At 46.1% G+C, this 22347-nt stretch carries 16 protein-coding genes and 8 tRNA genes; 7 read left to right on the top strand and 17 right to left on the bottom strand.

From position 1 onward, the window contains the following. Positions 1–356: 356 nt before the first annotated feature. Both slyD and CEQ32_RS22060 read left to right on the top strand, forming a co-directional pair. Positions 357–1019, top strand: coding sequence for a peptidylprolyl isomerase (gene slyD / locus CEQ32_RS22065; RefSeq protein WP_037420923.1), 663 nt, complete (start codon positions 357–359; stop codon positions 1017–1019). A 192-nt stretch (positions 1020–1211) separates the two neighbouring features. Beyond that, the gene (locus CEQ32_RS22060) at positions 1212–1589 is read left to right on the top strand and encodes a hypothetical protein (RefSeq protein WP_088586882.1); all 378 of its coding nucleotides are present in this window, start codon (positions 1212–1214) and stop codon (positions 1587–1589) included. Between the two features lie 31 nt (positions 1590–1620). On the opposite strand, the gene trpR is transcribed toward CEQ32_RS22060, so the two are convergent. Further along, on the bottom strand, positions 1621–1896 hold the full coding sequence (gene trpR / locus CEQ32_RS22055) for a trp operon repressor (RefSeq protein ID WP_055647790.1): 276 nt from the start codon (positions 1894–1896) through the stop codon (positions 1621–1623). 189 nt (positions 1897–2085) lie between these two features. Between trpR and CEQ32_RS22050 the strand changes: the two genes are divergently transcribed. Next, positions 2086–2535, top strand: coding sequence for a c-type cytochrome (locus tag CEQ32_RS22050; RefSeq protein WP_088586881.1), 450 nt, complete (start codon positions 2086–2088; stop codon positions 2533–2535). Positions 2536–2583: 48 nt separating this feature from the next. Here CEQ32_RS22050 and CEQ32_RS22045 read toward each other — a convergent pair whose 3' ends face one another. Together CEQ32_RS22045 and CEQ32_RS22040 are read right to left on the bottom strand one after the other, a co-directional pair. Then, positions 2584–3966, bottom strand: coding sequence for an IS4-like element ISUnCu8 family transposase (locus CEQ32_RS22045; protein WP_076612412.1), 1383 nt, complete (start codon positions 3964–3966; stop codon positions 2584–2586). A 148-nt stretch (positions 3967–4114) separates the two neighbouring features. Then, complete coding sequence (locus CEQ32_RS22040) at positions 4115–4804, bottom strand: cytochrome b/b6 domain-containing protein (protein ID WP_088586880.1); 690 nt, start codon at positions 4802–4804, stop codon at positions 4115–4117. 297 nt (positions 4805–5101) lie between these two features. On the opposite strand from CEQ32_RS22040, the gene hpf reads away from it, so the two are divergent. The 3 genes from hpf to CEQ32_RS22025 all read left to right on the top strand — a co-directional run bounded on the left by hpf (position 5102) and on the right by CEQ32_RS22025 (position 9983). Beyond that, positions 5102–5458: a ribosome hibernation-promoting factor, HPF/YfiA family gene (hpf, locus tag CEQ32_RS22035; RefSeq protein ID WP_037420938.1), complete on the top strand. Its 357-nt coding sequence runs from the start codon at positions 5102–5104 to the stop codon at positions 5456–5458. Positions 5459–6626: 1168 nt separating this feature from the next. Further along, on the top strand, positions 6627–7091 hold the full coding sequence (locus CEQ32_RS22030) for a DNA polymerase III subunit chi (RefSeq protein WP_037420941.1): 465 nt from the start codon (positions 6627–6629) through the stop codon (positions 7089–7091). Positions 7092–7106: 15 nt separating this feature from the next. After that, positions 7107–9983, top strand: coding sequence for a valine--tRNA ligase (locus CEQ32_RS22025; protein WP_088586879.1), 2877 nt, complete (start codon positions 7107–7109; stop codon positions 9981–9983). Between the two features lie 49 nt (positions 9984–10032). Here CEQ32_RS22025 and CEQ32_RS22020 read toward each other — a convergent pair whose 3' ends face one another. The 14 genes from CEQ32_RS22020 to recA all read right to left on the bottom strand — a co-directional run bounded on the left by CEQ32_RS22020 (position 10033) and on the right by recA (position 19320). Continuing rightward, complete coding sequence (locus CEQ32_RS22020; RefSeq protein ID WP_088586878.1) at positions 10033–11268, bottom strand: IS4 family transposase; 1236 nt, start codon at positions 11266–11268, stop codon at positions 10033–10035. 546 nt (positions 11269–11814) lie between these two features. After that, positions 11815–11891, bottom strand: a tRNA-Arg gene (locus CEQ32_RS22015). Positions 11892–11985: 94 nt separating this feature from the next. Continuing rightward, positions 11986–12077 (bottom strand) — tRNA-Ser (locus tag CEQ32_RS22010). A 36-nt stretch (positions 12078–12113) separates the two neighbouring features. Continuing rightward, positions 12114–12190, bottom strand: a tRNA-Arg gene (locus CEQ32_RS22005). A gap of 43 nt (positions 12191–12233) precedes the next feature. Further along, positions 12234–12310, bottom strand: a tRNA-Arg gene (locus CEQ32_RS22000). 43 nt (positions 12311–12353) lie between these two features. Further along, a tRNA-Arg gene (locus CEQ32_RS21995) sits at positions 12354–12430 on the bottom strand. 82 nt (positions 12431–12512) lie between these two features. After that, a tRNA-Arg gene (locus CEQ32_RS21990) sits at positions 12513–12589 on the bottom strand. 30 nt (positions 12590–12619) lie between these two features. Further along, a tRNA-Arg gene (locus CEQ32_RS21985) sits at positions 12620–12696 on the bottom strand. 20 nt (positions 12697–12716) lie between these two features. Beyond that, positions 12717–12808 (bottom strand) — tRNA-Ser (locus CEQ32_RS21980). A 203-nt stretch (positions 12809–13011) separates the two neighbouring features. Next, positions 13012–13209, bottom strand: a complete 198-nt coding sequence (gene csrA / locus CEQ32_RS21975) for a carbon storage regulator CsrA (protein ID WP_006082602.1) — start codon at positions 13207–13209, stop codon at positions 13012–13014. Positions 13210–13327: 118 nt separating this feature from the next. Next, entirely contained in the window at positions 13328–14584 is a 1257-nt protein-coding gene (locus CEQ32_RS21970; protein ID WP_037420970.1) for an aspartate kinase, read from the bottom strand. A gap of 9 nt (positions 14585–14593) precedes the next feature. Further along, complete coding sequence (gene alaS, locus CEQ32_RS21965; RefSeq protein WP_088586877.1) at positions 14594–17218, bottom strand: alanine--tRNA ligase; 2625 nt, start codon at positions 17216–17218, stop codon at positions 14594–14596. A gap of 543 nt (positions 17219–17761) precedes the next feature. After that, the gene (locus tag CEQ32_RS21960) at positions 17762–18184 is read right to left on the bottom strand and encodes a regulatory protein RecX (RefSeq protein WP_413740653.1); all 423 of its coding nucleotides are present in this window, start codon (positions 18182–18184) and stop codon (positions 17762–17764) included. Positions 18185–18246: 62 nt separating this feature from the next. Beyond that, entirely contained in the window at positions 18247–19320 is a 1074-nt protein-coding gene (gene recA / locus CEQ32_RS21955; protein WP_037420979.1) for a recombinase RecA, read from the bottom strand. 382 nt (positions 19321–19702) lie between these two features. On the opposite strand from recA, the gene mutS reads away from it, so the two are divergent. Then, positions 19703–22288, top strand: a complete 2586-nt coding sequence (gene mutS, locus CEQ32_RS21950; RefSeq protein WP_088586876.1) for a DNA mismatch repair protein MutS — start codon at positions 19703–19705, stop codon at positions 22286–22288. The last annotated feature ends 59 nt before the right edge of the window (positions 22289–22347 follow it).

Raw genomic sequence — 22347 nt, 5'->3', positions numbered from 1 at the left:
TAGTGATTCAAGATTAATAAATATCAAGTTTTCATAGGCTAAAAATACGTTTTCATCAATACAAAACTGTTTACGTAAACGTAATGCCAGACAATTACACTCAATTTAACCTATTAAAAAATAAATAATTTATAATGATATTTTTTCATCATTCGAAAATTAAAGCATTTCAGTCTGTTTCCACACATAACAAAGGGCAACTCATAAAAAACCACAATTCATCTTTTGTATCGTCCTTAATCTCAGTAAATCGAACTCACAAAAAGCTGTGCGATATCTAACATAAGCAACTTCAAATTATCGCCAGCACCCTAAAAGCGCGTTATTATGCGCGCACATTCCGAACCGGAGGCGATATGAAGATCACCCAACACAGCGCGGTAACCATTCATTACCGTTTATCAGATCAAGAAGGCAGACTTTTAGAAGACTCTTTTGATGCCGAACCAATGTTGTATCTGCATGGTACAGAAAACCTAATCCCAGGATTAGAAGCCGCATTAGAAGGTAAAATTAAGGGCGAAAAACTGGACGTGACAATCAGTGCCGAAGAGGCCTATGGTCCGTACCATGATGGCCTTCGCCAGGCAGTACCATTAGAAGCATTCGGTGATATCGAAGACATCGTGCCAGGTATGCGCTTTATTGCAGAAACCGAAATGGGCCAGCGTCCAGTTCAAGTCATCGAAGTTAAAGATGATGTTGTGATTGTTGATGGCAACCATCCATTAGCAGGCCAAGCACTCAGCTTTAGCATTGAAGTCATCGATGTACGTGAAGCGACAGCTGAAGAAATTGCCCATGGACATATTCATGCACACGGCGGATGTGGCAGTCATGGACACAGCCATGAACATGACCATGGCGGCGGATGCTGTGGTGGCTCAGGTCATGATGTTGGTGGCTGCTGCGGGGGTTCTGATGACCATGGGCATCACCACCATGACCATGATCACGAAGCTTGTGACACACCTAAAGCGGGATGTGATGGCAACGGTGGCTGCGGCTGCCGCGGCTAATGTAGGTTCACAAGCCTAATAGCCCTCCCAGAGGAGCTGATAAAAAAGCACTTCCTTAAATAAGGAGGTGCTTTTTTTATCGCCAAATGATTATAATCAGCAGGTAAATAGGGAAGTTTAAAATCAAACAGCATTTTCAGCTAAAAAAACAATATTTTCAAATCGATATAAACATCACGCAACGGAGTGCATATGTTAGCAAAACCAGTATATGAAGTTTTACCCTTTGGCTATATGGTACTAGGCTGTTTAAGCTTTATGCTGCTAGAACCTGATTATGCGCTGATTGCAGCTCTTGTTGTGTTTGTTTTGGGCGCCAGAATTTACAATTTACGTTCTCAAAATCGCCGAACCGATCCTGTAAAACGTCGAAAATCTGGATATCTACCTAAGACAATTTACGATTTATTGCCTTTTATTTATCTCTTTTCTGCCTTAGCTATTTTTAAATTTTTCCCTAAAAATCTTTATCCTTTGCTGGCCATTATGTTAGTCAGTTATAGTTTTTATATTCTCGTTAGACGCTCCATCCACCGCCGACATAAAATACCGACAACTCCCCAGTTTTAATCAAATATCTAGTCCAATGGAGCCCAAATAATTAACTGATAAGCTGTTGGATTTTATCCCTATGGCTGGGTTCCATATTCTTTAAATAGTTTGAACAACGGGTAATAGTCGCAATACTCACCTGATACTCGGCAGCAATTTGTCTCTGGCTCATTTCTCCATTTAGCAATAGCTGGAAGACTTTTAGCCGACCGGCAATAGCGCTGCGCTCTTCCTCGGTCAGCAATAAATGAAACAATACCGACAGCTCTTCATAATTCCCATGGCTCAAAATTTTTTCTAATACTAAGTCCCAATTGGCTCGCATAATCGCCCCATAAGTATTGTTTAAGCATTACAACGGCAGTTTAGCAGATTTACTCTACCGGCAAATAACTTGTTACGTTTATCCCTCTTATCTAGACAAAAACTGACAAATTTGCTTCTAGTACATTGAGTTAATTTGTGTACAATAGCAGAGCAATGTCACACTTCGACGCTAATTTGTGAGAATACGATGAAAAAATTACTCCTAACTCTCGTTGCCGGTACCTTATTGGCTTCAACTGCTCAAGCACACAATTTTGAAGATGCAAAAGATGCGATTCAATATCGCCAATCTGGATTCAGCTTAATTGCTTATAACTTTGGTGATATGGGCGCCATGATGAAAGGTAAAAAGCCTTTCGATGCTGAAACCTTTGCGATGCGCGCAAAAAATGTCGCTGCGCTTTCACACATCCCTTTCGAAGGTTTTATTGAAGGTTCAGATAAAGGCGATACCGAAGCCCTAGCCAAAGTATGGCAAGACAAGGCTGACTTTGACACTAAGATGAAAACCTTCCAAGAAAATGCTGCAATTTTAGCGACTGTTGCTCAAAAAGGTGACCAAGCTGAAATCAAGCAAGCCTTTATGGATACTGGCAAGAGCTGTAAAGGCTGCCATGACGTTTACAAAAAAGATTAATGTTCTCGTAATCTCTTGTAAAAAGCCAGCATTTAGCCTGTCTCTTGATCACAAGTCTTCGTGATTGAGAGACATGGCCAATTCGTAACCCTCAAGGATGGTTTGTAACCTAAACCATCCTTCCCACAATACCTCTACACAAGCTCGACCTGTCCGCTTGGTATCTTTCCAACCCCCTAATCTGGCCAGACGCTCGTACGCCCACTGCATATCGGGTGCCTGTTGAGGTAACGGACGTCCCTCCATTTTCAGCCAAAGTAATTTCCACGCTTTCTGACCCAATAGCGTTTCACAACATTGTGCTGCCACTTCCGCTTTGGATACCTTCATAAAGCGAAGCTGGAGTAAGCGTGTGGCGATAAAAGCCAGTATCACACTCATACGCTCCAGATTCTCACGGCACTGCATTCTCAGCTCTTCCACCGCGGTGCCACTGCTTTTCCATACCTTGTGGTAATCTTCAATCAACCAACGGCGCTCGTAATAGCCGACAACCTCCAGTGCCTCCTTCGAGCATGTGATAGGTTCTGAGGTGAGTAAGTGCCATGCCAGTTTTTCTTCACGATGACTTTGCTCTACGACACTGACGTAATACAGAGGGATGTCTGCCTGAGTGCGTTTGTTGGCTGGAGCTTTGAGGGTCACTCGGGCATATCTCATTTCCAGCGTCACCGCCCGGGCTTTCCTTCCGCCTTTCTGAGGAATGAGGAGAGATTTCGTCGCTGCAAGCGGTAATGTGTTCGAGTAGTCATAGAGTTTGTGTGCATGCTCTTGAATGCATCGACTCTGCATCGAGCGGACGACAAAGCGCTGTTGGTGCTGGGTTTTATAGGTCAGATATTCAAACAAATCAGCCTCACGGTCACAGACGGAAATCACCTTGTTGATATGCTCGCCTAAACGGGCAGACATATTGGCGGAGGCTTGTTCCCATTTGTAGCTCTCTTTTTCCTCGTAAGGGCGAGTAGCATGTTGGCGGCGTTGCCCGCGCTTAGTGATATCCCGCGTCCAACGCTGTTGCTCAATCAGCCCAACGACTTGCTGGCTTTGCGGTGAAAACAGCAAGATAGAATGCGCCAGAATGGCACGGTTTTTATCCCCTTGATTGGTATGACCTAACTCCTCCCTGACACTGTCATGCTTGTAAGTCAGCGAGGTGGTATCCTCTAGTGCTAACAAGATGTCATGCTCTCGAGCTTGCTGCGCGGTGGCTTGAAAACCCGCTTCAGCAATATCACTGGCTTGAATATTCTCATTGCGGATAAATCGGTAGGCCCCTTCCATCTCAGCGGGGGATAAGGGAAGTTTGGACACGGCAACTCCGGGTTGTTGGGTAATTGAGGTAGCCAGTGAAACAAGTCTTTGTGTACGTCTTGGGTCGTTGAGGTTTGCGTGCCCAAATTGACATTGCGCCCACTGCTCTGGATCCATCATCTTCATCATAATCGCCTCGAATATTTAGCCCTAGACGATCTGATCACAATGCGGGGAATGAGTTCAAAAAAAATCCCTGAGCATTGTTCAGGGATTTGTGTATGAGAGACAGGCAATATGCAGGCTTTTTACTCCTGAGCATCCGCTAAAGCACTTGCACTACAGGCCACATCAAATAAGTAAATACAACCCCTGCGATGATTAACAGCAGGATTAATGCCAGCCACAGTGATTTAAAAATCAACTGAGACTCTAACTTTGCGTATTCAAGCTTAGATACACGCTTGTAACCGCTAACCATCGCACCTACTAACTTGTCACCTTTAAGCGCGTGCACAATAACTGCCAACACATGCACGGCAGTTAAGGCTAAGATCAGGTTAAAATTCATCTTATGTAACCAAGTGAGAAACGAACCCGTATCAGCACTCACATAGCTGTATAGCGGACCTTCGGTAAACACATCATCCGTAGCAAACAGTCCAGTAATTAGCTGTAAGCTAATAATGGCAATCAACACAATTACCATATAACCGCCCATCGGATTATGTCCTAATACCACAGACACGCCCTTTGATCGAACTTCGTTTAAATACTCAAACACAACCCTAGGGTGGTGCACGAAGTGGCTAAATCTGGCTGTATCACTGCCAATTAAGCCCCACAAAAGACGAAAGCCAATCAAAATCAACAGACTATAAGCAAAGATCTGGTGCCATTGCATTTCGCCCACTTCGGCGCTCCACCACAATAAGGCCATTAGGGCCACCATGCCCCAGTGAAAAAAGCGTATGGGTAAATCCCAGACCTTAACTTTGATATGTTCGGTTTCCATAATACCAGCCACTCGACGAAACAATGAAATAAGTGAAGGTATTTTATCGGGATCTAATGAAAAACTTAAAGTAAAGATAGGTAAATGATAGGAAAGACTGCGGAGTTATCCCATCAAATATGGCCTGTTCTGATAGCCAATACAAGCCTTTTCGGCTAAGAATCACCGAGATTTGTCTAAGCGATCAAATATCCAACGAACAGTATCTAACTGGACAAAAAATGTGATTTAGATCTCGTTTTTAAAGATGTAGATTGGTAATCTGAAACTGAAGAAAATAAATAGAAGGTTCGACATATGCTAAAGATTACGAGCAAGCAATTAGAAGTAACTGCCCCAATCCGTGAACGCATTGAAAGCCGTTTGGAGAAACTTTCTAGACATGATGTGCAGTTGATTAATCCCCATGTCATTATTACCGAGGAGAAACCTGGTTTCAAAATTGAAGCGTCGGTTGGCATCCCAAATGGAGAACTTTTTGCTCAAGCTAAACACGATAATCTTTATGCAGCTATCACTGCTATGGGTCAAAAATTAGAGAAGCAACTCAATCGATTAACCCACAAACCTGAAGCACAACGTTTTACATCCATTGCTCATCCCGAAGAGGCTATTAATGTCGAGGATGATTACGAGGAGGAAGATGCAGCTTAAGTTACTCAATGTAGTGCGAGACCACATCACTTCGAGAGCATAAAAGTAGATAAGGTTTAATAGGTCACATTTTTTAGCAAAAGTTTGATAGGCCATCCTAATGGCCAGTAAAAAGAGTGTGAACCTTTAAATAACTACTACACTTTACTAAGTGACAGCAAAATCGAAGTGATGTGAATTTCAGCTTAATAGCATTTAATACCACCACAAGAAGGAGTACGCCGCCATACAAAACTCACACTCAAAAACAGTGACACAGGTAGTCACATAAAGCATTAAAGCAGCCACATAAATTCGGTAACGCCAAGCTGTAATGTTTATGCGTTTCCCATCTGATTATCAAATGAGATGCGAGGTTACTAAAAGTACAAACCGATGACCAACAACTAACGACAAACGTACTAATGGGTGTTAACTCACGAGTCGATCATTAAGGAGTAACCTACTACATCATATTGCCAGTTTAAGTCTTACACACTCTTCAAGCCCAAATGTAACAACCAAGAGGAGGACGTTAGCAATAGAGCCACATAGGTACCATGAAAGGCCACTTTAGGTGAATTAGCTTCTTAACAGTCAAACAATATGAGGAGGTTAATAGCGTTATCGGTAATATGAGCAAGTGGGCATATTACAAATAGTGAGTAAAAAGAATTTAGATAACACGGAACAAGGCGAGCTGCTTAACAGCAAAATACCCAGTACCTTTTTAAGTACTAATATCGGCCAGATTTCTTTATCTATGTTCTAAAGTGTAATCGTAAGTGAAAATGTAAGCTAAAGTTGTAAGTTGAAAAGTGAGTTAACATGCTGAATAAACAAATCTAATGCAATATCTGTTTGTTTATTCACAAAGCGTCAATGAGTCCTTTAATAACAATGCTCAATAACCTAGGAGGAATAGTTTGTTTGACCAGTCTTTCAACCAGCGCACCTTCGGGTGCGCTTTGCTTTTATACTCCATAGTCGTTCAACCATTTACTTAAGCACTTAGTATCAAGCTTGTTCTTAAGCTAATGCACATTTCGCACAGTAACTGTTTAAGTGAAACACCAGTCCCCCGTAGCTTAATCTACCGCTAAAAACCCCAGAGCTAAGCGTTAACCCAGCTCGAGTTTTAGTGTAGACTTACCCGTTCGTCCATAACTCAAAGCAAGGCATTGAAATCATGACTCAAGCGCTGTTTTATCTACTGCCGCCGATGGGCGTGAACACGGCCTTTAGTGACATGTATCAATTGGCTTGCCGCTTGGCCCAACAGGGATTTATAAACCAGCAGCAGGTCTATATTCACTGTCAGGACAAGAACATCGCCTTCGAAATCGACGAGTTACTATGGCAGTTTGAACCCAGTGCATTTGTCCCCCATAACCTCAAAGGTGAAGGCCCAACCACGGGTTCCCCCGTTGAAATCGGTTTTGATCGACTTGGACCTAACAAAAGTCGTCAACTTCTGATTAATCTTGCAGACCAAGTACCGCCATTTGCGGTAAACTTTGGTCAAATCTTCGATTTTGTAGCTAATGACGACCAACATAAGGCGATAGCACGTGAACGCTACCGCCAATATCGTGGCTTAGGGATTGAATTAACAACCCAAAATTTAGCAACACATCCACTTAATTTAGCTTGAGACAGATACGTTCCCATGGAAAAAACATACGATCCTCAGTCCATTGAGCAGACTCTTTACCAAAACTGGGAAGAGCAAGGTTACTTTAAGCCCCACGGCGATGCCTCACAGGGCAACTATTGCATCATGATCCCACCGCCCAATGTGACGGGCAGTCTGCACATGGGTCACGCTTTCCAAGATACCATCATGGATACCCTGATCCGCTACCAACGTATGAAGGGTAAAAACACCCTGTGGCAAGTCGGTACTGACCATGCGGGTATTGCGACTCAAATGCTGGTTGAGCGTAAGCTTGAAGCCGAAGAAGGCAAGAGCCGCCATGATCTTGGCCGCGATGCTTTTATGGAAAAAGTCTGGGAATGGAAAGCGCAATCGGGCGGCACCATCACTAAGCAGCTACGTCGTATGGGCGCCTCTGTGGATTGGGACCGTGAGCGTTTTACCATGGACGAAGGCTTGTCTAAAGCCGTTCAAGAAGTGTTTGTCCGTCTCTATGAAGATGATTTGATTTACCGTGGTAAACGCTTAGTAAACTGGGATCCCAAGCTGCATACCGCGATTTCTGATCTCGAAGTGGAAAACAAAGAAAAGCAAGGCCACATGTGGCATCTGCGTTATCCATTAGCCGATGGCGAACTGACTGCTGACGGTAAAGATTACCTCGAAGTCGCCACCACGCGTCCAGAAACTATGTTAGGCGATAGCGCGGTTGCAGTTCATCCAGACGATGAGCGTTATCAAGCACTGATCGGCAAATTTATTCTGCTGCCTATCGTTAATCGTCGCATCCCAATCGTTGCCGATGACTATGTGGACATGGCTTTTGGTACAGGTTGCGTGAAAATCACCCCTGCCCACGACTTTAATGACTATGAAGTTGGTAAGCGCCATAAGCTGCCCATGTTCAACGTGTTGACCTTAGATGCGGCCATTCGCGCATCAGCCGAAGTCGTCAATACCGATGGCACCATCAACACCACCTTAGATGGCAGCCTACCTGAGCGTTTCGCAGGTTTAGATCGTTTCAAAGCCCGTGATGCAATCGTGGCAGAGTTTGAAACCTTAGGTCTGCTCGAAAAAATCGCGCCACACGGCCTAAAAGTGCCCTACGGTGACCGCTCAGGCGTAGTTATTGAGCCGATGCTGACCGACCAATGGTACGTTGCCGTTGCGCCTATGGCGAAAACTGCTATCGAAGCCGTTGAAAATGGCGACATTAAGTTTGTGCCGCAGCAGTACGAAAACATGTACTTCTCCTGGATGCGCGACATTCAAGATTGGTGTATCTCTCGCCAATTATGGTGGGGTCACCGCATCCCCGCTTGGTACGATGCGAACGGTAAGGTTTATGTGGGCCGCACCGAAGCTGAAGTGCGTGCTAAGCACAATATCGATGATGCTATCGCCCTGCGCCAAGATGAAGACGTATTGGATACCTGGTTCAGCTCAGCCCTGTGGACATTCTCAACCTTAGGCTGGCCTGACAATGTTGAAGATTTAAAAACCTTCCACCCGACCGATGTGCTGGTAACGGGTTTTGACATCATCTTCTTCTGGGTTGCCCGTATGATTATGATGACCATGCACTTCATCAAAGATGAAGACGGTAAGCCACAGGTACCCTTTAAAACCGTTTATGTGACTGGCCTTATCCGCGATGAAGCGGGTAACAAGATGTCAAAATCTAAGGGCAACGTACTTGACCCATTGGATATGATTGACGGTATCGATCTAGAAGCCCTCGTTGAAAAACGCACCGGCAACATGATGCAACCTCAACTAGCCGCCAAGATCGAAAAGAGCACCCGCAAAGAATTCGAAAATGGTATCGAAGCCCACGGTACTGATGCCCTGCGCTTTACCCTAGCGGCAATGGCCTCAACTGGCCGTGATATCAACTGGGATATGAAGCGTTTAGACGGTTACCGCAGTTTCTGTAACAAGCTTTGGAACGCGTCACGTTACGTATTGATGAATACCGAAGGCCAAGATTGCGGCCCGAACTCTCCGGATTACCAAGGCGGTGAGATGGAACTGTCACTGGCAGATCGCTGGATCATCGGTTTATTCAACCAAACCGTAAAAACCTACGACGACCACATGGCAAACTACCGCTTCGACCTTGCGGCTAACACGCTGTATGAGTTCACTTGGAACCAGTTCTGCGATTGGTACTTAGAGTTAACTAAGCCAGTGCTGCAAAACGGCAATGAAGCGCAAATGCGTGGCACCCGCCATACACTGGTCAATGTATTAGAAGCGATGCAACGTCTGATGCACCCAATGATGCCATACATCACTGAAACCATCTGGCAACGCGTTAAACCACTGACAGGCGCCCAAGGCGACACCATCATGCTGGCACCATTCCCAAGCTATGATGCTGCCAAAGTAGATGCGACCGCGATGGCCGATCTCGAATGGGTTAAGCAAGTCATTGTTGCGGTTCGTAATATCCGTGCAGAGCTCAATATAGCGCCTTCTAAGCCATTAAATGCCCTACTGCGTGGCGTGAGTGCCCAAGACAAAGCCCGTGTTGAAGCTAACCAAGCCTTCTTCACAACGCTTGCGCGCTTAGAAAGTATGACGATTCTTGGCGAAGGTGAAACGGCGCCTATGTCGACCACAGGTCTGATTGGCGAAATGGAATTATTAATTCCGATGGCAGGTCTGGTGGATGTAGCGGCCGAAATGGCTCGTATCGACAAGCGGCTTGAAAAGCTGACTCAAGAGATTGCCCGTATCGAAGGTAAATTATCCAATGAAGGCTTCGTGGCAAAAGCACCGCCAGCCGTAATTGATAAAGAGCGCGCTAAGATGGCCGATCTCAGCCGTGATATGGACAAACTAAAAGAGCAAAAAGCCGAGTTTGCTAAGCTAGAAGCCTAATCACGACATCTACGCTAAAAAGGGCTGTATTTTACATAATGCCACTCGCTTAAGAGCGAGTGGCATTTTTACTTGGATATTTCACCGTTTTCTTTAGCACCACACGCGGGTAGCTGGGCCGCTTCCTCTTCGGGGGTAAAATCAACCTTTTGCCATTTTCCCTCAGTCGTTTTAAGTGCTGTGGGATCGCTCCAGGACTCCCTCTGTCGCTCCAACCAAACTCATCCTGGATTAAAAACAGGGCATTAATGAAACTTATTCTCTGTGGCTCAACTTGATGCTGCACTGCCATGGCAGCCATCTCTAGCCGCACAATATTGTAGGTCGTCAAGATCCCCCATAATTCTTGATACACCCCATCCTTCTTCTTACTGCGCAGGACGGGTTTGTTTTCCAATTGATATTGCTTCAGCTCACCATAACCCCTCTCTATCTCCCATCGCTGCCAATACACCTTGAGCAAATCGTTCACTGGATAAGTGTCGGGACATAGGCAGGACGTGATAAACCCTTTGATATCACCTTTGGGTGATGGAATAAGGATAAGGCGGGCTTGCCAGCTCTCCCCCAGATAAGGCGCTTGTTGTTTAGCTTGGGGTGATATCGGCATCTCAACCAGATGGTCATACTCTGAGAATGACTCGATAATTCTATAGCGGGTCTTAGACTTTATCGGGGTTAACCAATAGGTGTTAGTCCCGCTTCCTTGCCAGCTGATGAGCAATTCGGCAGACATAAACCCACGGTCAAACAACGTGAGCGAATGCTCGGGAGCTGAGCCAACCAATTGCTGTGCGTAGTGAATTTCACTGTGGGTAACAGGCCCGAAAGCCGCATCAGAAAGTAAGTGGCTACGAGTAGACATTAAGGTGACAGCCAGCACAGAGGGAAAAGAAGCCGTGCTTTGTGCAAAGCCAAAGTGATGGTTTTCTTCAGTGTTATGCGTCTTAAAATACGTCCCATCAACACTGAGCAATTTCAATCCCGCTATCTCATCAAATTCACACTGTGTTTCCCACTGTGCAGCGGTTGTTTTGAACAGATAACGCATGGGCTCTGAACCCAACTTTTCTTTGGCTTTGATGATGCTACTAGTCGCCAGTGGCGGGAGCTCCCCCTTGGCGTCGGGAAACGCCAGTGAGAGCGTATCACAGACTTGCTGAATCGAGCGGTTACGCATCAAACCAATGCCTAGAACCAACCAAACAGCTTGCTCTGCAGGGAAACGACGGGGTCGAAGTGATGCCCTGCCAGTTTGTTGCACAGCCTCAGCCACCCAATCCATGGGAACATGTTTGGCGAATACATCAATATCCTGCGATTGGCAAAATTCAGCAGTAACAAGTAGCTCTTTAGAAAATTCAGAATAAAAAAATCAGCCGCAACTTAAGTTGCGGCTGATTATGAAGCCCTTGAAAGATCATTCAACTACTTAAAACGATCGGCATTATGTATTTTACAGCCCTTTTTATTTCCCCTGTTCCATCCTAAATCGCGTTAACACTCTTCAAACCTCTCTCAGAACTCGCCCCCCTAAGACCCAAAGAGGCTCATCGATCCCTTGTTCCATGCTTATCTCCCCTTCTCTCTTTTACGGCAGATCTTGCTAGCCCATTGCTATCTCTTTATCACACGTAAAATAGCAAGCCAGAGCGATAAACATCATCGCTTAAGGCGTTGGCATTTCAACAAGCATAACGTGGCGTAAAAGACGGGCTATCAATGCGTAAAGCTCAACAAGAGATAAGGATTGAAGCAATATAATCCAGAAAAATCCCATTAAAAAAGCCCTGCAATTACTTGCAGGGCTCATCTAATCTAACTAAGTAGATGGTGCGCGTGGAAGGATTCGAACCTCCGACCGCCTGGTTCGTAGCCAGGTACTCTATCCAGCTGAGCTACACGCGCTTAAATACTGGGTAAGTTGCTACCTTACCGACAGACTTGAGTCTAGAAGAAGCACTTAAGTCTCGCAAATTAAATCTATTCACTAGGAATAGAATGGCGGAGAAGGAGGGATTCGAACCCTCGATGGGAGATAAAGCCCATACTCCCTTAGCAGGGGAGCGCCTTCGGCCACTCGGCCACCTCTCCGCAAAATCTGCATTTGTAAGCTATTGCTTACTAAAATGGTGCGCGTGGAAGGATTCGAACCTCCGACCGCCTGGTTCGTAGCCAGGTACTCTATCCAGCTGAGCTACACGCGCATTTTTGCGTTTTGCTAACAAAGCAATTGCTCTGTCAGCTAATTGGTGCGCATGGAAGGAGTCGAACCTCCGACCGCCTGGTTCGTAGCCAGGTACTCTATCCAGCTGAGCTACATGCGCAGTTTTAACAGTTATCTCAACACATTCGCATTAAGATTGAATATGGTGCGCGTGGAAGGATTCGAACCTCCGACCGCCTGGTTCGTAGCCAGGTACTCTATCCAGCTGAGCTACACGCGCTTAAAACACTTACTTGAAGCACTAATTACAAAATTTCTTCTGAAATTCAAACCTGATGAGTTAAACATAACTGATGCAGAAATGGTGCGCATGGAAGGAGTCGAACCTCCGACCGCCTGGTTCGTAGCCAGGTACTCTATCCAGCTGAGCTACATGCGCGACTTGTATCTATCTTGCTTCAATAAAAAATGGTGCGCGTGGAAGGATTCGAACCTCCGACCGCCTGGTTCGTAGCCAGGTACTCTATCCAGCTGAGCTACACGCGCAGTTTTTTATTTGTAAGAAATGGCGGAGAAGGAGGGATTCGAACCCTCGATGGGAGATAAAGCCCATACTCCCTTAGCAGGGGAGCGCCTTCGGCCACTCGGCCACCTCTCCGTTTTCTTGGCGCACATATTACTGTTTGACGAAAATAAGTCAAACCCTTTTTCTGAAACCGATTCCATTTGAACTGTTTTTAATCACATTGCGGTTATATCAAGCCAATGTGTTGATTTACGCCAATCTTTCGGTTTCAAAAATAAAAAAGTCAGTTTAAAAACTGACTTTTTTATCTGACTAATACTCGCATAAGCTTCGTATTAAAAGTTACCGCCTTCTGAAGGCGTACCTGATTTTTCAGATTGAATGCGTTGATAGATTTCTTCACGGTGAACAGAAACCTCTTTCGGTGCATTCACACCGATACGCACTTGATTGCCTTTTACCCCTAGCACTGTAACTGTGACTTCATCACCAATCATCAGTGTTTCGCCAACACGACGAGTCAAAATCAGCATTCGATAGCTCCTTTATGTCTTAATTCAGCTTACACACGGCACTCATCCGGTAGATGGGCTTATTATAGGGTCAGCTGAGTACAAATTAATAGTATTCAATACTCAAACAGTTATTTAATTACACCTTATTTAGCTCGAATGCGTGATGCAACGCTCGAACCGCCTTGTGTAAGTCCCTTTCATCGATCACAGTTGACAATTTACTCTCCGATGTCGAAAGTAACTTAGCATGGATTGTTTCGTTACCCAATACATCTAACATCTTAGTCAATAATCCAACTTTTGCCTGTAAACCTTTGCCAACTAAGGACACTTTTGCACGTTGACGCTCAACATTCAATTGGCCTAGATCAAGACTTTCACTTAAAACTTCAAGCTCATGCAATAAAACATCCACTTTCGTCTCGGCCAACATAAAGCTGACAGACTCCGCTGGTGACGTTTCATTCAATTTCAAAGGAGTAATAAACTCAACGTCTATCTCAAGTCGAGCCAAACAGGCTAATAAGGCTTGATAACGCTCACTGCTGGTAAATAACCCTTCAATGGTCAAGGTTGCTAAGGCCTTATTGATCGCAATTCCTTGTACGGATGCGGGCATCGCAAGCTCAGACTCATCACCAAATTGAATTAATGTGCCCTGACCAGCTTCAAAACTCGACAACACCCGCAGCGGTACTTTAAACCGTTGTGCATATTCGACCGAGTCAGGATGAAGCACCTTAGCACCGAGCTTAGCCATTTCGAGCATGACATCAAAACCAATCACATCGAGACGTCTAGCACTGCTGTCGATATTAGGGTCTGTCGTAAAAACGCCTGGTACATCGGTAAATATTTGACACTCATCGGCTCTTAGCGCCGCCGCTAGCGCCACAGCCGTCGTATCCGAGCCACCACGACCTAAAGTGGTGACATCGCCATTAGGATCGATCCCTTGAAATCCAGCCACAATAGGCACGATGCCTTGTTCCAGCAAGGAGGTTAAGTACTCCGTATCAACACTTTCAATACTCGCCCGACCAAATTGGCTATTTGTATGGATTTGCACTTGATCGCCAGTCAGGGATCTTGCCTTGATACCGCGGCGTTGCAACGCCATCGCCATTAACGCAATACTGATTTGCTCACCCGTAGAGACAAGCATATCGAGTTCCCGCGCACTTGCGCGGGGATCGATTTGCGCCGCAAGCGCAAATAGCCTATTTGTCTCACCTGCCATAGCAGAAAGGACCAATACTTGCAGCTCACCACTGTGAGCGGACTTTGCAATCTGCTCAGCAACTACTTCGATGCGTTCAATCGAACCCACCGAAGTGCCGCCAAACTTCTTCACAAAAAGCTTGCTACCACTAAGCTTTCGTTTTTCGAGCACAGCAACCTCTTAAGCTAAACGCTCAGTAATCCAAGGTAATACTTGAGATAGCGCCGCATCCAGATTTTCTGGTTGGCTACCACCCGCTTGAGCCATATCTGGGCGACCACCACCTTTACCGCCCACTTGTGCAGCAACCATAGCAACCAGTTCACCAGCTTTGACTTTACTAACTAAGTCATTGCTCACACCCGCGATAAGGTTTACTTTGCCTTCCTGAGCAACACCGAGCAGGATAACGGCAGATTTCAGCTTTTGCTTTAACTCATCTTGCAGGCCACGCAGTGCACCTGCTTCAACGCCTTCTAGCTTTTTAATCAGCACATTGACGCCATTAACCACAACTGCATCACCGGCTAAATCCGCACTCGCTGCCGCAGCTAACTTATCTTTCAGTTGCTGCATGTCTTTTTCAAGCTGCTTCATTTTATCCAGCTGGGCTTTAAGCTTGGTCACAACGGATTGAGTATCGCCTTTAAGTAGTGCTGCCGCTTCTTCAAGTTGTGCCTGTTGCTGTGCCACATAGGCCATCGCTGCTGCACCAGTTACCGCTTCGATACGGCGAACGCCCGCAGCAATACCGCCTTCAGAGGTAATTTTGAACAGACCAATGTCACCGGTACGGCCAACATGGGTGCCGCCACACAATTCGATAGAGAAATCGCCCATGGTGACAACACGCACCTGAGCATCGTACTTCTCACCGAAGAGTGCCATAGCGCCTTTTTCTTTGGCTTCATCAATCGCCATTTCAGCAACTTTCAGCTCATGGTTGCGGCGAATTTGGGTGTTAACTAACTCTTCAACCTGTTTCAGCTCAGCAGGTTTGACTGCTTCGAAATGAGAGAAGTCGAAACGTAAACGCTCAGGGTCAACCAACGAACCTTTTTGAGTAACGTGAGTGCCTAACACTTGACGCAGCGCAGCATGTAATAAGTGAGTTACAGAGTGGTTTAACTGAGTACGGTGACGTAGCTTTTTATCCACTTTCGCTTCAAGTACTTGGCCAACGCTTAAGCTACCAGCCGTTAAGGTCCCTTTGTGGCCTGAAGCTTGACCAAATTTTTGCGTATCGCTAACAGCAAACTCAATACCTTGAGCCACTAATACGCCCTTGTCACCGACTTGGCCGCCCGATTCAGCATAAAAAGGCGTTACATCGAGCACCACTACGGCATCATCACCCGCATTGATCGCTGAAACAGACTCGCCGTTCAGGTAAAGCGCGGTGACTTTAGCATTGCCAGTAAGTTCTGAGTAACCACAGAATGCGGTTTCAGCATCGATCTTAAGTGCTGCGTTGTAATCGGCGCCGAAGTTACCCGCGGCTTGAGCACGGCTACGTTGTTCAGCCATAGCCGCTTCAAAGCCCGCTTCGTCGACGATAATGTTGCGCTCACGGCATACGTCAGCGGTTAAATCCACTGGGAAGCCATAGGTATCGTACAGTTTGAAGACTGTTTCACCGTCTAAGGTGTCGCCCTGCAATTCGTTTAACGCGCTATCCAGAATGCCTAAACCACGCTCAAGCGTACGGGCAAACTGTTCTTCTTCAGCTTTAAGGGCTTTTTCAACAATCACTTGAGTATCGGCTAAACCTTTAGCGGCATCGCCCATCACTTCGATTAGCGTCGGAACTAACTTGTAGAAGAAAGCTTCAGTTGCCCCTAACTTGTTACCATGACGCACTGCACGGCGAATAATACGGCGCAGCACATAACCACGACCTTCGTTCGATGGCATCACACCATCTGCAACTAAGAAGGCGCATGAACGAATATGGTCGGCAATAACACGCAGCGACTTGTTAGATAAGTCAGTCACGCCGATGATTTCGGCTGCTTTAGCAATCAAGGCGCGGAAAATATCGATTTCGTAGTTTGAATGAACCCCCTGCATAATCGCAGCGATACGCTCAATCCCCATACCAGTATCGACTGAAGGTTTTGGCAGCGGCAACATCTCACCAGAGGCTTGGCGATTGTATTGCATGAATACGATGTTCCAAATTTCGATGAAACGGTCGCCATCTTCTTCTGGGCTACCAGGACGTCCACCCCAAATGTGGTCGCCGTGATCATAGAAAATTTCGGTACAAGGGCCACAAGGACCAGTATCGCCCATTTGCCAGAAGTTATCTGAAGCGTATGGCGCGCCCTTGTTATCGCCGATGCGAATGATGTTTTCAGCAGCAACACCAATCTTTTTATTCCAAATTTCAAAGGCTTCATCATCTGTTTGATAAACAGTTACACACAGACGCTCCTTTGGTAGCTTCAATACTTCAGTCAGGAAGGTCCAACCAAAACGAATTGCATCTTCTTTGAAGTAATCACCAAAGCTGAAGTTACCCAGCATTTCGAAGAAAGTATGGTGACGCGCGGTGTAACCAACGTTATCTAAATCGTTGTGTTTACCGCCCGCACGGACGCAGCGTTGGGCAGTGGTCGCACGTGTATAGCTACGTTTGTCCATGCCAAGAAACACGTCCTTGAACTGGTTCATACCGGCGTTGGTGAATAAAAGCGTGGGATCATTGCCTGGTACAAGAGAACTACTGTCCACAACTTGGTGACCATTGCTGCGGAAAAATTCGAGGAAAGCACTTCTAAGCGCTGCTGTCGTTTGATACATGAAATCGTCCTGAATTGGGTAAGCATGACCAGCTACACCATAAGGTAGCCGTATTTCTATTTGCCCAGCATTATAAGCAGACTGAAGAAAGACGACCAGCCTTGAATAGCGATATCGCGCTTCGGAGTCTAATATTTTCGATGAGTTTTCATCTAATACAGGGCTTATCACAACAACCCAAGGTGAAAGTGGTGAAAAAGGACTAATTCTGCGAGGGAGATGAACTGAGTTAAGAATGATAAGCACAAACTGACCAGGGCAAGTTTATATGATTACATTAGGGCGTGTTGACGTTTCGAGATTAAATTTTGTTAGTTCTGGCAAGTTCGTGCTCACGAAACGAGGAATGATGTGTAGTTATTCTACTCAAATGACTAGTGACAAAGAGCAAAGGCTTGCCAGACGAACACTTCAGGCAGCATTTGGCTGGCTTTTATGCAAGGCAAAGTCAGTGCAGTGTAGTTATTCTACATAAACGGACGATAACGCGGCAGAAAAGCCAGCCAAACTGCTGCAAAAACAACCCTGACACGTCAACACGCCCTAGTCATCATTATCTTCCAAAGGATCATAATCTAAGGCATAGGTGACTTGTTCGTAATTAAAGCCTTGGCTCAGTAAAAACCGTACTCGTTTGGCTTTTTCTTTTGCAATTTGCTCGCGGGATAGTGAGCCTTTTACTTCAAGCACTTTAGGGACCGTATACTTTTTGATGGCTTTCGCTTTTGCCAACTCAAACCAATCATGCTCATTTGCAGATAAGGCAGCTTCGATACAATCTTTAGTCAGCCCCTTTTGAGCAATAGCTTGACGAATGCGTATTGGTCCATGACCACGGGCAATGTGGCTTCGAACGAGAAGCTCGGCATAGCGCTTATCATTGATAAATCCTGACGCTTCACAATCATCAAGCACAGGATCGATATCAGCGACCTCAAAGCCTTTTTCGAGCAGTTTTGTGCGGATTTCTTGGCGGGAATAATCGCGGCGCGCTAACAGCGCGACCGCAATTTGACGGGCAGACTGGCTCAGAATACTTCGCCTGTTTCTAAATCAATATTCCCCTCGATATTATCATCATCGGATGCTGATGATGCCAGTGCACTTGGGTTACTCAATAATAACTCACGCAATGTCTTATCGATTTCAGCGGCAATGGCTGGGTTTTCAGTCAAATATTTACCCGCATTGGCACGGCCTTGACCAATTTTATCGCCCTTGTAGCTATACCAAGCACCAGCTTTCTCAATCAGTTTATGGGCTACCCCTAAATCGACTAACTCGCCAGTACGGTTGATACCTTGACCGTAAAGGATTTGAAACTCAGCTTGCTTAAATGGTGCAGCCACTTTGTTTTTAACCACTTTGACACGAGTCTCGTTACCAACCACTTCATCGCCTTCTTTGATAGCACCAGTACGGCGAATATCTAAACGAACAGAAGCATAGAATTTCAGAGCATTACCACCCGTTGTGGTTTCTGGGTTACCAAACATCACACCAATCTTCATACGAATTTGGTTGATGAAGATTAACAGTGTATTCGATTGCTTGAGGTTACCCGCTAACTTACGCATCGCTTGGCTCATCATACGCGCCGCTAAGCCCATATGTGAGTCACCGATTTCGCCCTCAATTTCTGCCTTGGGTGTTAATGCCGCGACCGAGTCAACGATGATCACATCTACCGCGCCAGAACGGGTTAACGCATCACAGATCTCAAGAGCTTGTTCACCGGTATCGGGTTGTGAACACAATAAGTTATCAATATCTACGCCTAACTTTTTCGCGTAGATAGGATCGAGAGCGTGCTCAGCATCGATAAAGGCACAGGTTTTACCTTCGCGCTGAGCAGCTGCAATCACTTCTAATGTCAGAGTTGTCTTACCTGATGATTCAGGGCCATAAATCTCAACAATACGGCCCATTGGTAGGCCGCCCGCACCGAGGGCAACGTCAAGGGAAAGAGAACCAGTAGAAATGGTCTCAACATCCATAGAGCGGTCTTCGCCCAGCTTCATGATGGAGCCTTTACCAAATTGCTTCTCAATTTGGCTCAATACCGCAGCAAGTGCTTTCTCTTTGTTTGGATCGACCTTCATTCCTGTTCCCTCATCTAGACAGCATCAGTACTGTCAAAAGTGATATTCAATTTAATAAAGCGGGTGATCAAAAAGCGAGGCTCTTTGTCGTAATCTGCTGACTAGTATACTGTACAATCATACAGTATCAATACCTGTGAATGAATTATTTTTATACCTGAAAATTTTCCCGTTTAGACAAGCTTTTACCCACCCATACTGCAGATTTATCAAGATATCAGTGAATATCCACGCTTTGAGGATCAATTTTCTGTAAATTGTTGCTAAGATTGGCGCCAATTGATTTTAGACAGTAATAGTGTAAATCAACTGATTTTATCTCCCATTACTGTATGACTTTATTCCCTATTTCAGGGCCGGCATAGCGGACGATAACGATTTAATGAATCCTATAGATACCGATGATTTAGAAAAACATACCCCGATGATGCGTCAATATTTGACCATGAAAGCAGAGCATCACGACATGCTGCTGTTTTATCGTATGGGTGACTTCTATGAACTCTTCTATGATGACGCCAAACGAGCCTCTGAATTATTGGGCATTTCCCTTACGGCCCGAGGCAAAAGTGGTGGCGACCCGATCCCGATGGCGGGTATCCCTTACCATGCAGTTGAAGGCTATCTCGCAAAATTGGTTCAAATTGGCCAATCGGTTGCGATTTGTGAACAAATTGGCGATCCTGCCACCTCAAAAGGTCCGGTTGAGCGTAAAGTCGTACGCATTGTCACCCCAGGAACCTTAACCGATGAAGCGCTATTGCAGGAGCGGCAAGACAATCTGTTGGCCGCGGTTTATCAAGGCAAAGTGGGCTTTGGCTATGCGACTCTTGATGTGTCTTCTGGCCGTTTCGTGATTGCCGAATTAGAAACGAAGGAGTCCCTCGAAGCCGAGTTGCAACGTACGAATCCGGTCGAAATTCTTTATAGCGAAGATTTTGGTGCACTGGAGTTATTGCATCATTTTAAAGGCAAACGTCGCCGCCCTGAGTGGGAATTTGATTACGATACCAGTATCAAACTGCTGTTGGCCCAGTTTGGCACTAAGGATTTACACGGTTTCGGCATAACCGATGCTCGCCTATCGCTGCAAGCGGCAGGCTGCTTGATGCAGTACGTAAAAGACACCCAGCGCACCGCCCTGCCCCATATCAATGCTATTACCCGTTTTAATCAAACCGATACGATTGTCTTGGATGCGGCAACGCGCCGCAACCTCGAGCTGACACAAAATTTGAGTGGTGGTCGGGATAACACCCTAGCAGCTGTGCTCGACAATACTGCAACAGCGATGGGCAGCCGAATGCTGCAACGCTGGATCCATCAGCCGCTGAGGGACCATGCCCAGATTTTTGCTCGCCAAACGGCCGTGAATGAATTACTCAAGACTACGGCCCATGAGTCATTGCATGAGCAGCTTAAAGCCCTAGGCGATATCGAACGTATCATGGCAAGGCTGGCACTGCGTACCGCTCGTCCAAGGGATTTTGCTCGCCTACGCCAAGCATTAAATCTATTGCCACAGTTGCAGCAGTCACTCACGCAGCTAAGTGCCCCCCATACAGTGAAACTAGGCCAACTCTTAGGCGAGTTTCCCGAAGAGCAACAACTGCTTGAGCGCGCCATTGTCGATAACCCGCCCATGCTTATCCGTGATGGCGGCGTAATCCGTGAAGGCTACAATGCCGAATTAGACGAATGGCGTGGCTTAAGTGAAGGTGCCAGCGATTATCTAGTACAACTCGAAGCGCGGGAAAAAGAACGCACTGGCATTGCTACGCTGAAGGTAGGCTACAACCGAGTCCATGGTTACTACATTGAAGTCAGCCGTCTGCAATCACAGCAAGTGCCATTAAATTACCAACGCCGTCAAACCCTTAAGAATATGGAGCGTTATATCACGCCCGAGCTTAAGGAATATGAAGAAAAAGTGCTGTCGAGCCAAGGTAAGGCGCTCGCTCTTGAAAAACAACTGTGGGACGAATTGTTTGATTTAATCCTCCCCAAATTGCATGAGCTACAAGCCTTTGCCAGAGCAGCAGCCGAACTCGATGTGCTCAGTAACTTTGCCGAACGTGCCGAAACCTTAGGCTATACCTGCCCAGAACTGAGCAGCGAAATCGGGGTAAAAATTGAAGCGGGTCGTCACCCTGTGGTTGAGCGTGTGAGTCAAACGCCTTTTATCGCCAACCCTGTCACTCTGCACAATCAACGCCGGATGTTGATTGTTACAGGTCCAAACATGGGCGGTAAATCGACCTATATGCGTCAAGTTGCACTGATCACCCTAATGGCACACATTGGCAGCTTTGTACCCGCAGATCGTGCCATTATTGGCCCTATCGATCGGATTTTTACCCGTATTGGTGCCTCAGACGATCTCGCTTCAGGCCGTTCAACCTTTATGGTGGAAATGACTGAAACGGCCAATATTCTCCATAATGCCACTGCGCAGAGTTTAGTCTTGATGGATGAAATTGGTCGCGGCACATCAACCTACGATGGCCTGTCATTAGCCTGGTCTGCGGCTGAGTATTTAGCACAGCAAGTCGGCGCAATGACGCTATTTGCGACCCATTATTTCGAGCTAACACAATTACCGGAACTCATGGCTGGCGTCTATAACGTGCACCTCGATGCGATTGAGCACGAAGACACCATCGCCTTTATGCACGCGGTGCAAGAAGGTGCGGCCAGTAAGAGTTACGGTTTACAAGTTGCGGCCCTTGCAGGGGTACCAGCTCGGGTGATTAAGGCGGCAAAACATAAACTACATCAGCTTGAGAGTCGCGACCATCAAGTAGAAGGTGCTAATGTTAACGGCACTAGGGCACCGATTCAAACCCTGCTCGCTCTGCCTGAGCCGGTGGAGAATCCCGCTGTCAGCAAATTAAAAGCCATCAATCCCGATAACCTGACCCCAAAACAGGCGCTGGATTTACTCTACGAGCTAAAACGCTTGAGTTAACACATAGAGTGAAACTCGCGATAACATAAACGTGAAAGCATAAAAAAACGCCCTGAATA

It is taken from the genome of Shewanella sp. FDAARGOS_354 (assembly GCF_002209245.2).
Classification (GTDB): Bacteria; Pseudomonadota; Gammaproteobacteria; order Enterobacterales; family Shewanellaceae; genus Shewanella; species Shewanella xiamenensis.
This window is presented reverse-complemented; position numbering and strand designations above follow the sequence as displayed.

Bases quoted from the DNA above. Each gene is read 5' to 3' on its own strand.
- slyD (WP_037420923.1), top strand. From the start codon at position 357: ATGAAGATCACCCAACACAGCGCGGTAACCATTCATTACCGTTTATCA.
- CEQ32_RS22060 (WP_088586882.1), top strand. From the start codon at position 1,212: ATGTTAGCAAAACCAGTATATGAAGTTTTACCCTTTGGCTATATGGTA.
- trpR (WP_055647790.1), bottom strand. From the start codon at position 1,896: ATGCGAGCCAATTGGGACTTAGTATTAGAAAAAATTTTGAGCCATGGG.
- CEQ32_RS22050 (WP_088586881.1), top strand. From the start codon at position 2,086: ATGAAAAAATTACTCCTAACTCTCGTTGCCGGTACCTTATTGGCTTCA.
- CEQ32_RS22045 (WP_076612412.1), bottom strand. From the start codon at position 3,966: ATGGATCCAGAGCAGTGGGCGCAATGTCAATTTGGGCACGCAAACCTC.
- CEQ32_RS22040 (WP_088586880.1), bottom strand. From the start codon at position 4,804: ATGGAAACCGAACATATCAAAGTTAAGGTCTGGGATTTACCCATACGC.
- hpf (WP_037420938.1), top strand. From the start codon at position 5,102: ATGCTAAAGATTACGAGCAAGCAATTAGAAGTAACTGCCCCAATCCGT.
- CEQ32_RS22030 (WP_037420941.1), top strand. From the start codon at position 6,627: ATGACTCAAGCGCTGTTTTATCTACTGCCGCCGATGGGCGTGAACACG.
- CEQ32_RS22025 (WP_088586879.1), top strand. From the start codon at position 7,107: ATGGAAAAAACATACGATCCTCAGTCCATTGAGCAGACTCTTTACCAA.
- CEQ32_RS22020 (WP_088586878.1), bottom strand. From the start codon at position 11,268: ATGGATTGGGTGGCTGAGGCTGTGCAACAAACTGGCAGGGCATCACTT.
- csrA (WP_006082602.1), bottom strand. From the start codon at position 13,209: ATGCTGATTTTGACTCGTCGTGTTGGCGAAACACTGATGATTGGTGAT.
- alaS (WP_088586877.1), bottom strand. From the start codon at position 17,218: ATGTATCAAACGACAGCAGCGCTTAGAAGTGCTTTCCTCGAATTTTTC.
- recA (WP_037420979.1), bottom strand. From the start codon at position 19,320: ATGAAGGTCGATCCAAACAAAGAGAAAGCACTTGCTGCGGTATTGAGC.
- mutS (WP_088586876.1), top strand. From the start codon at position 19,703: ATGAATCCTATAGATACCGATGATTTAGAAAAACATACCCCGATGATG.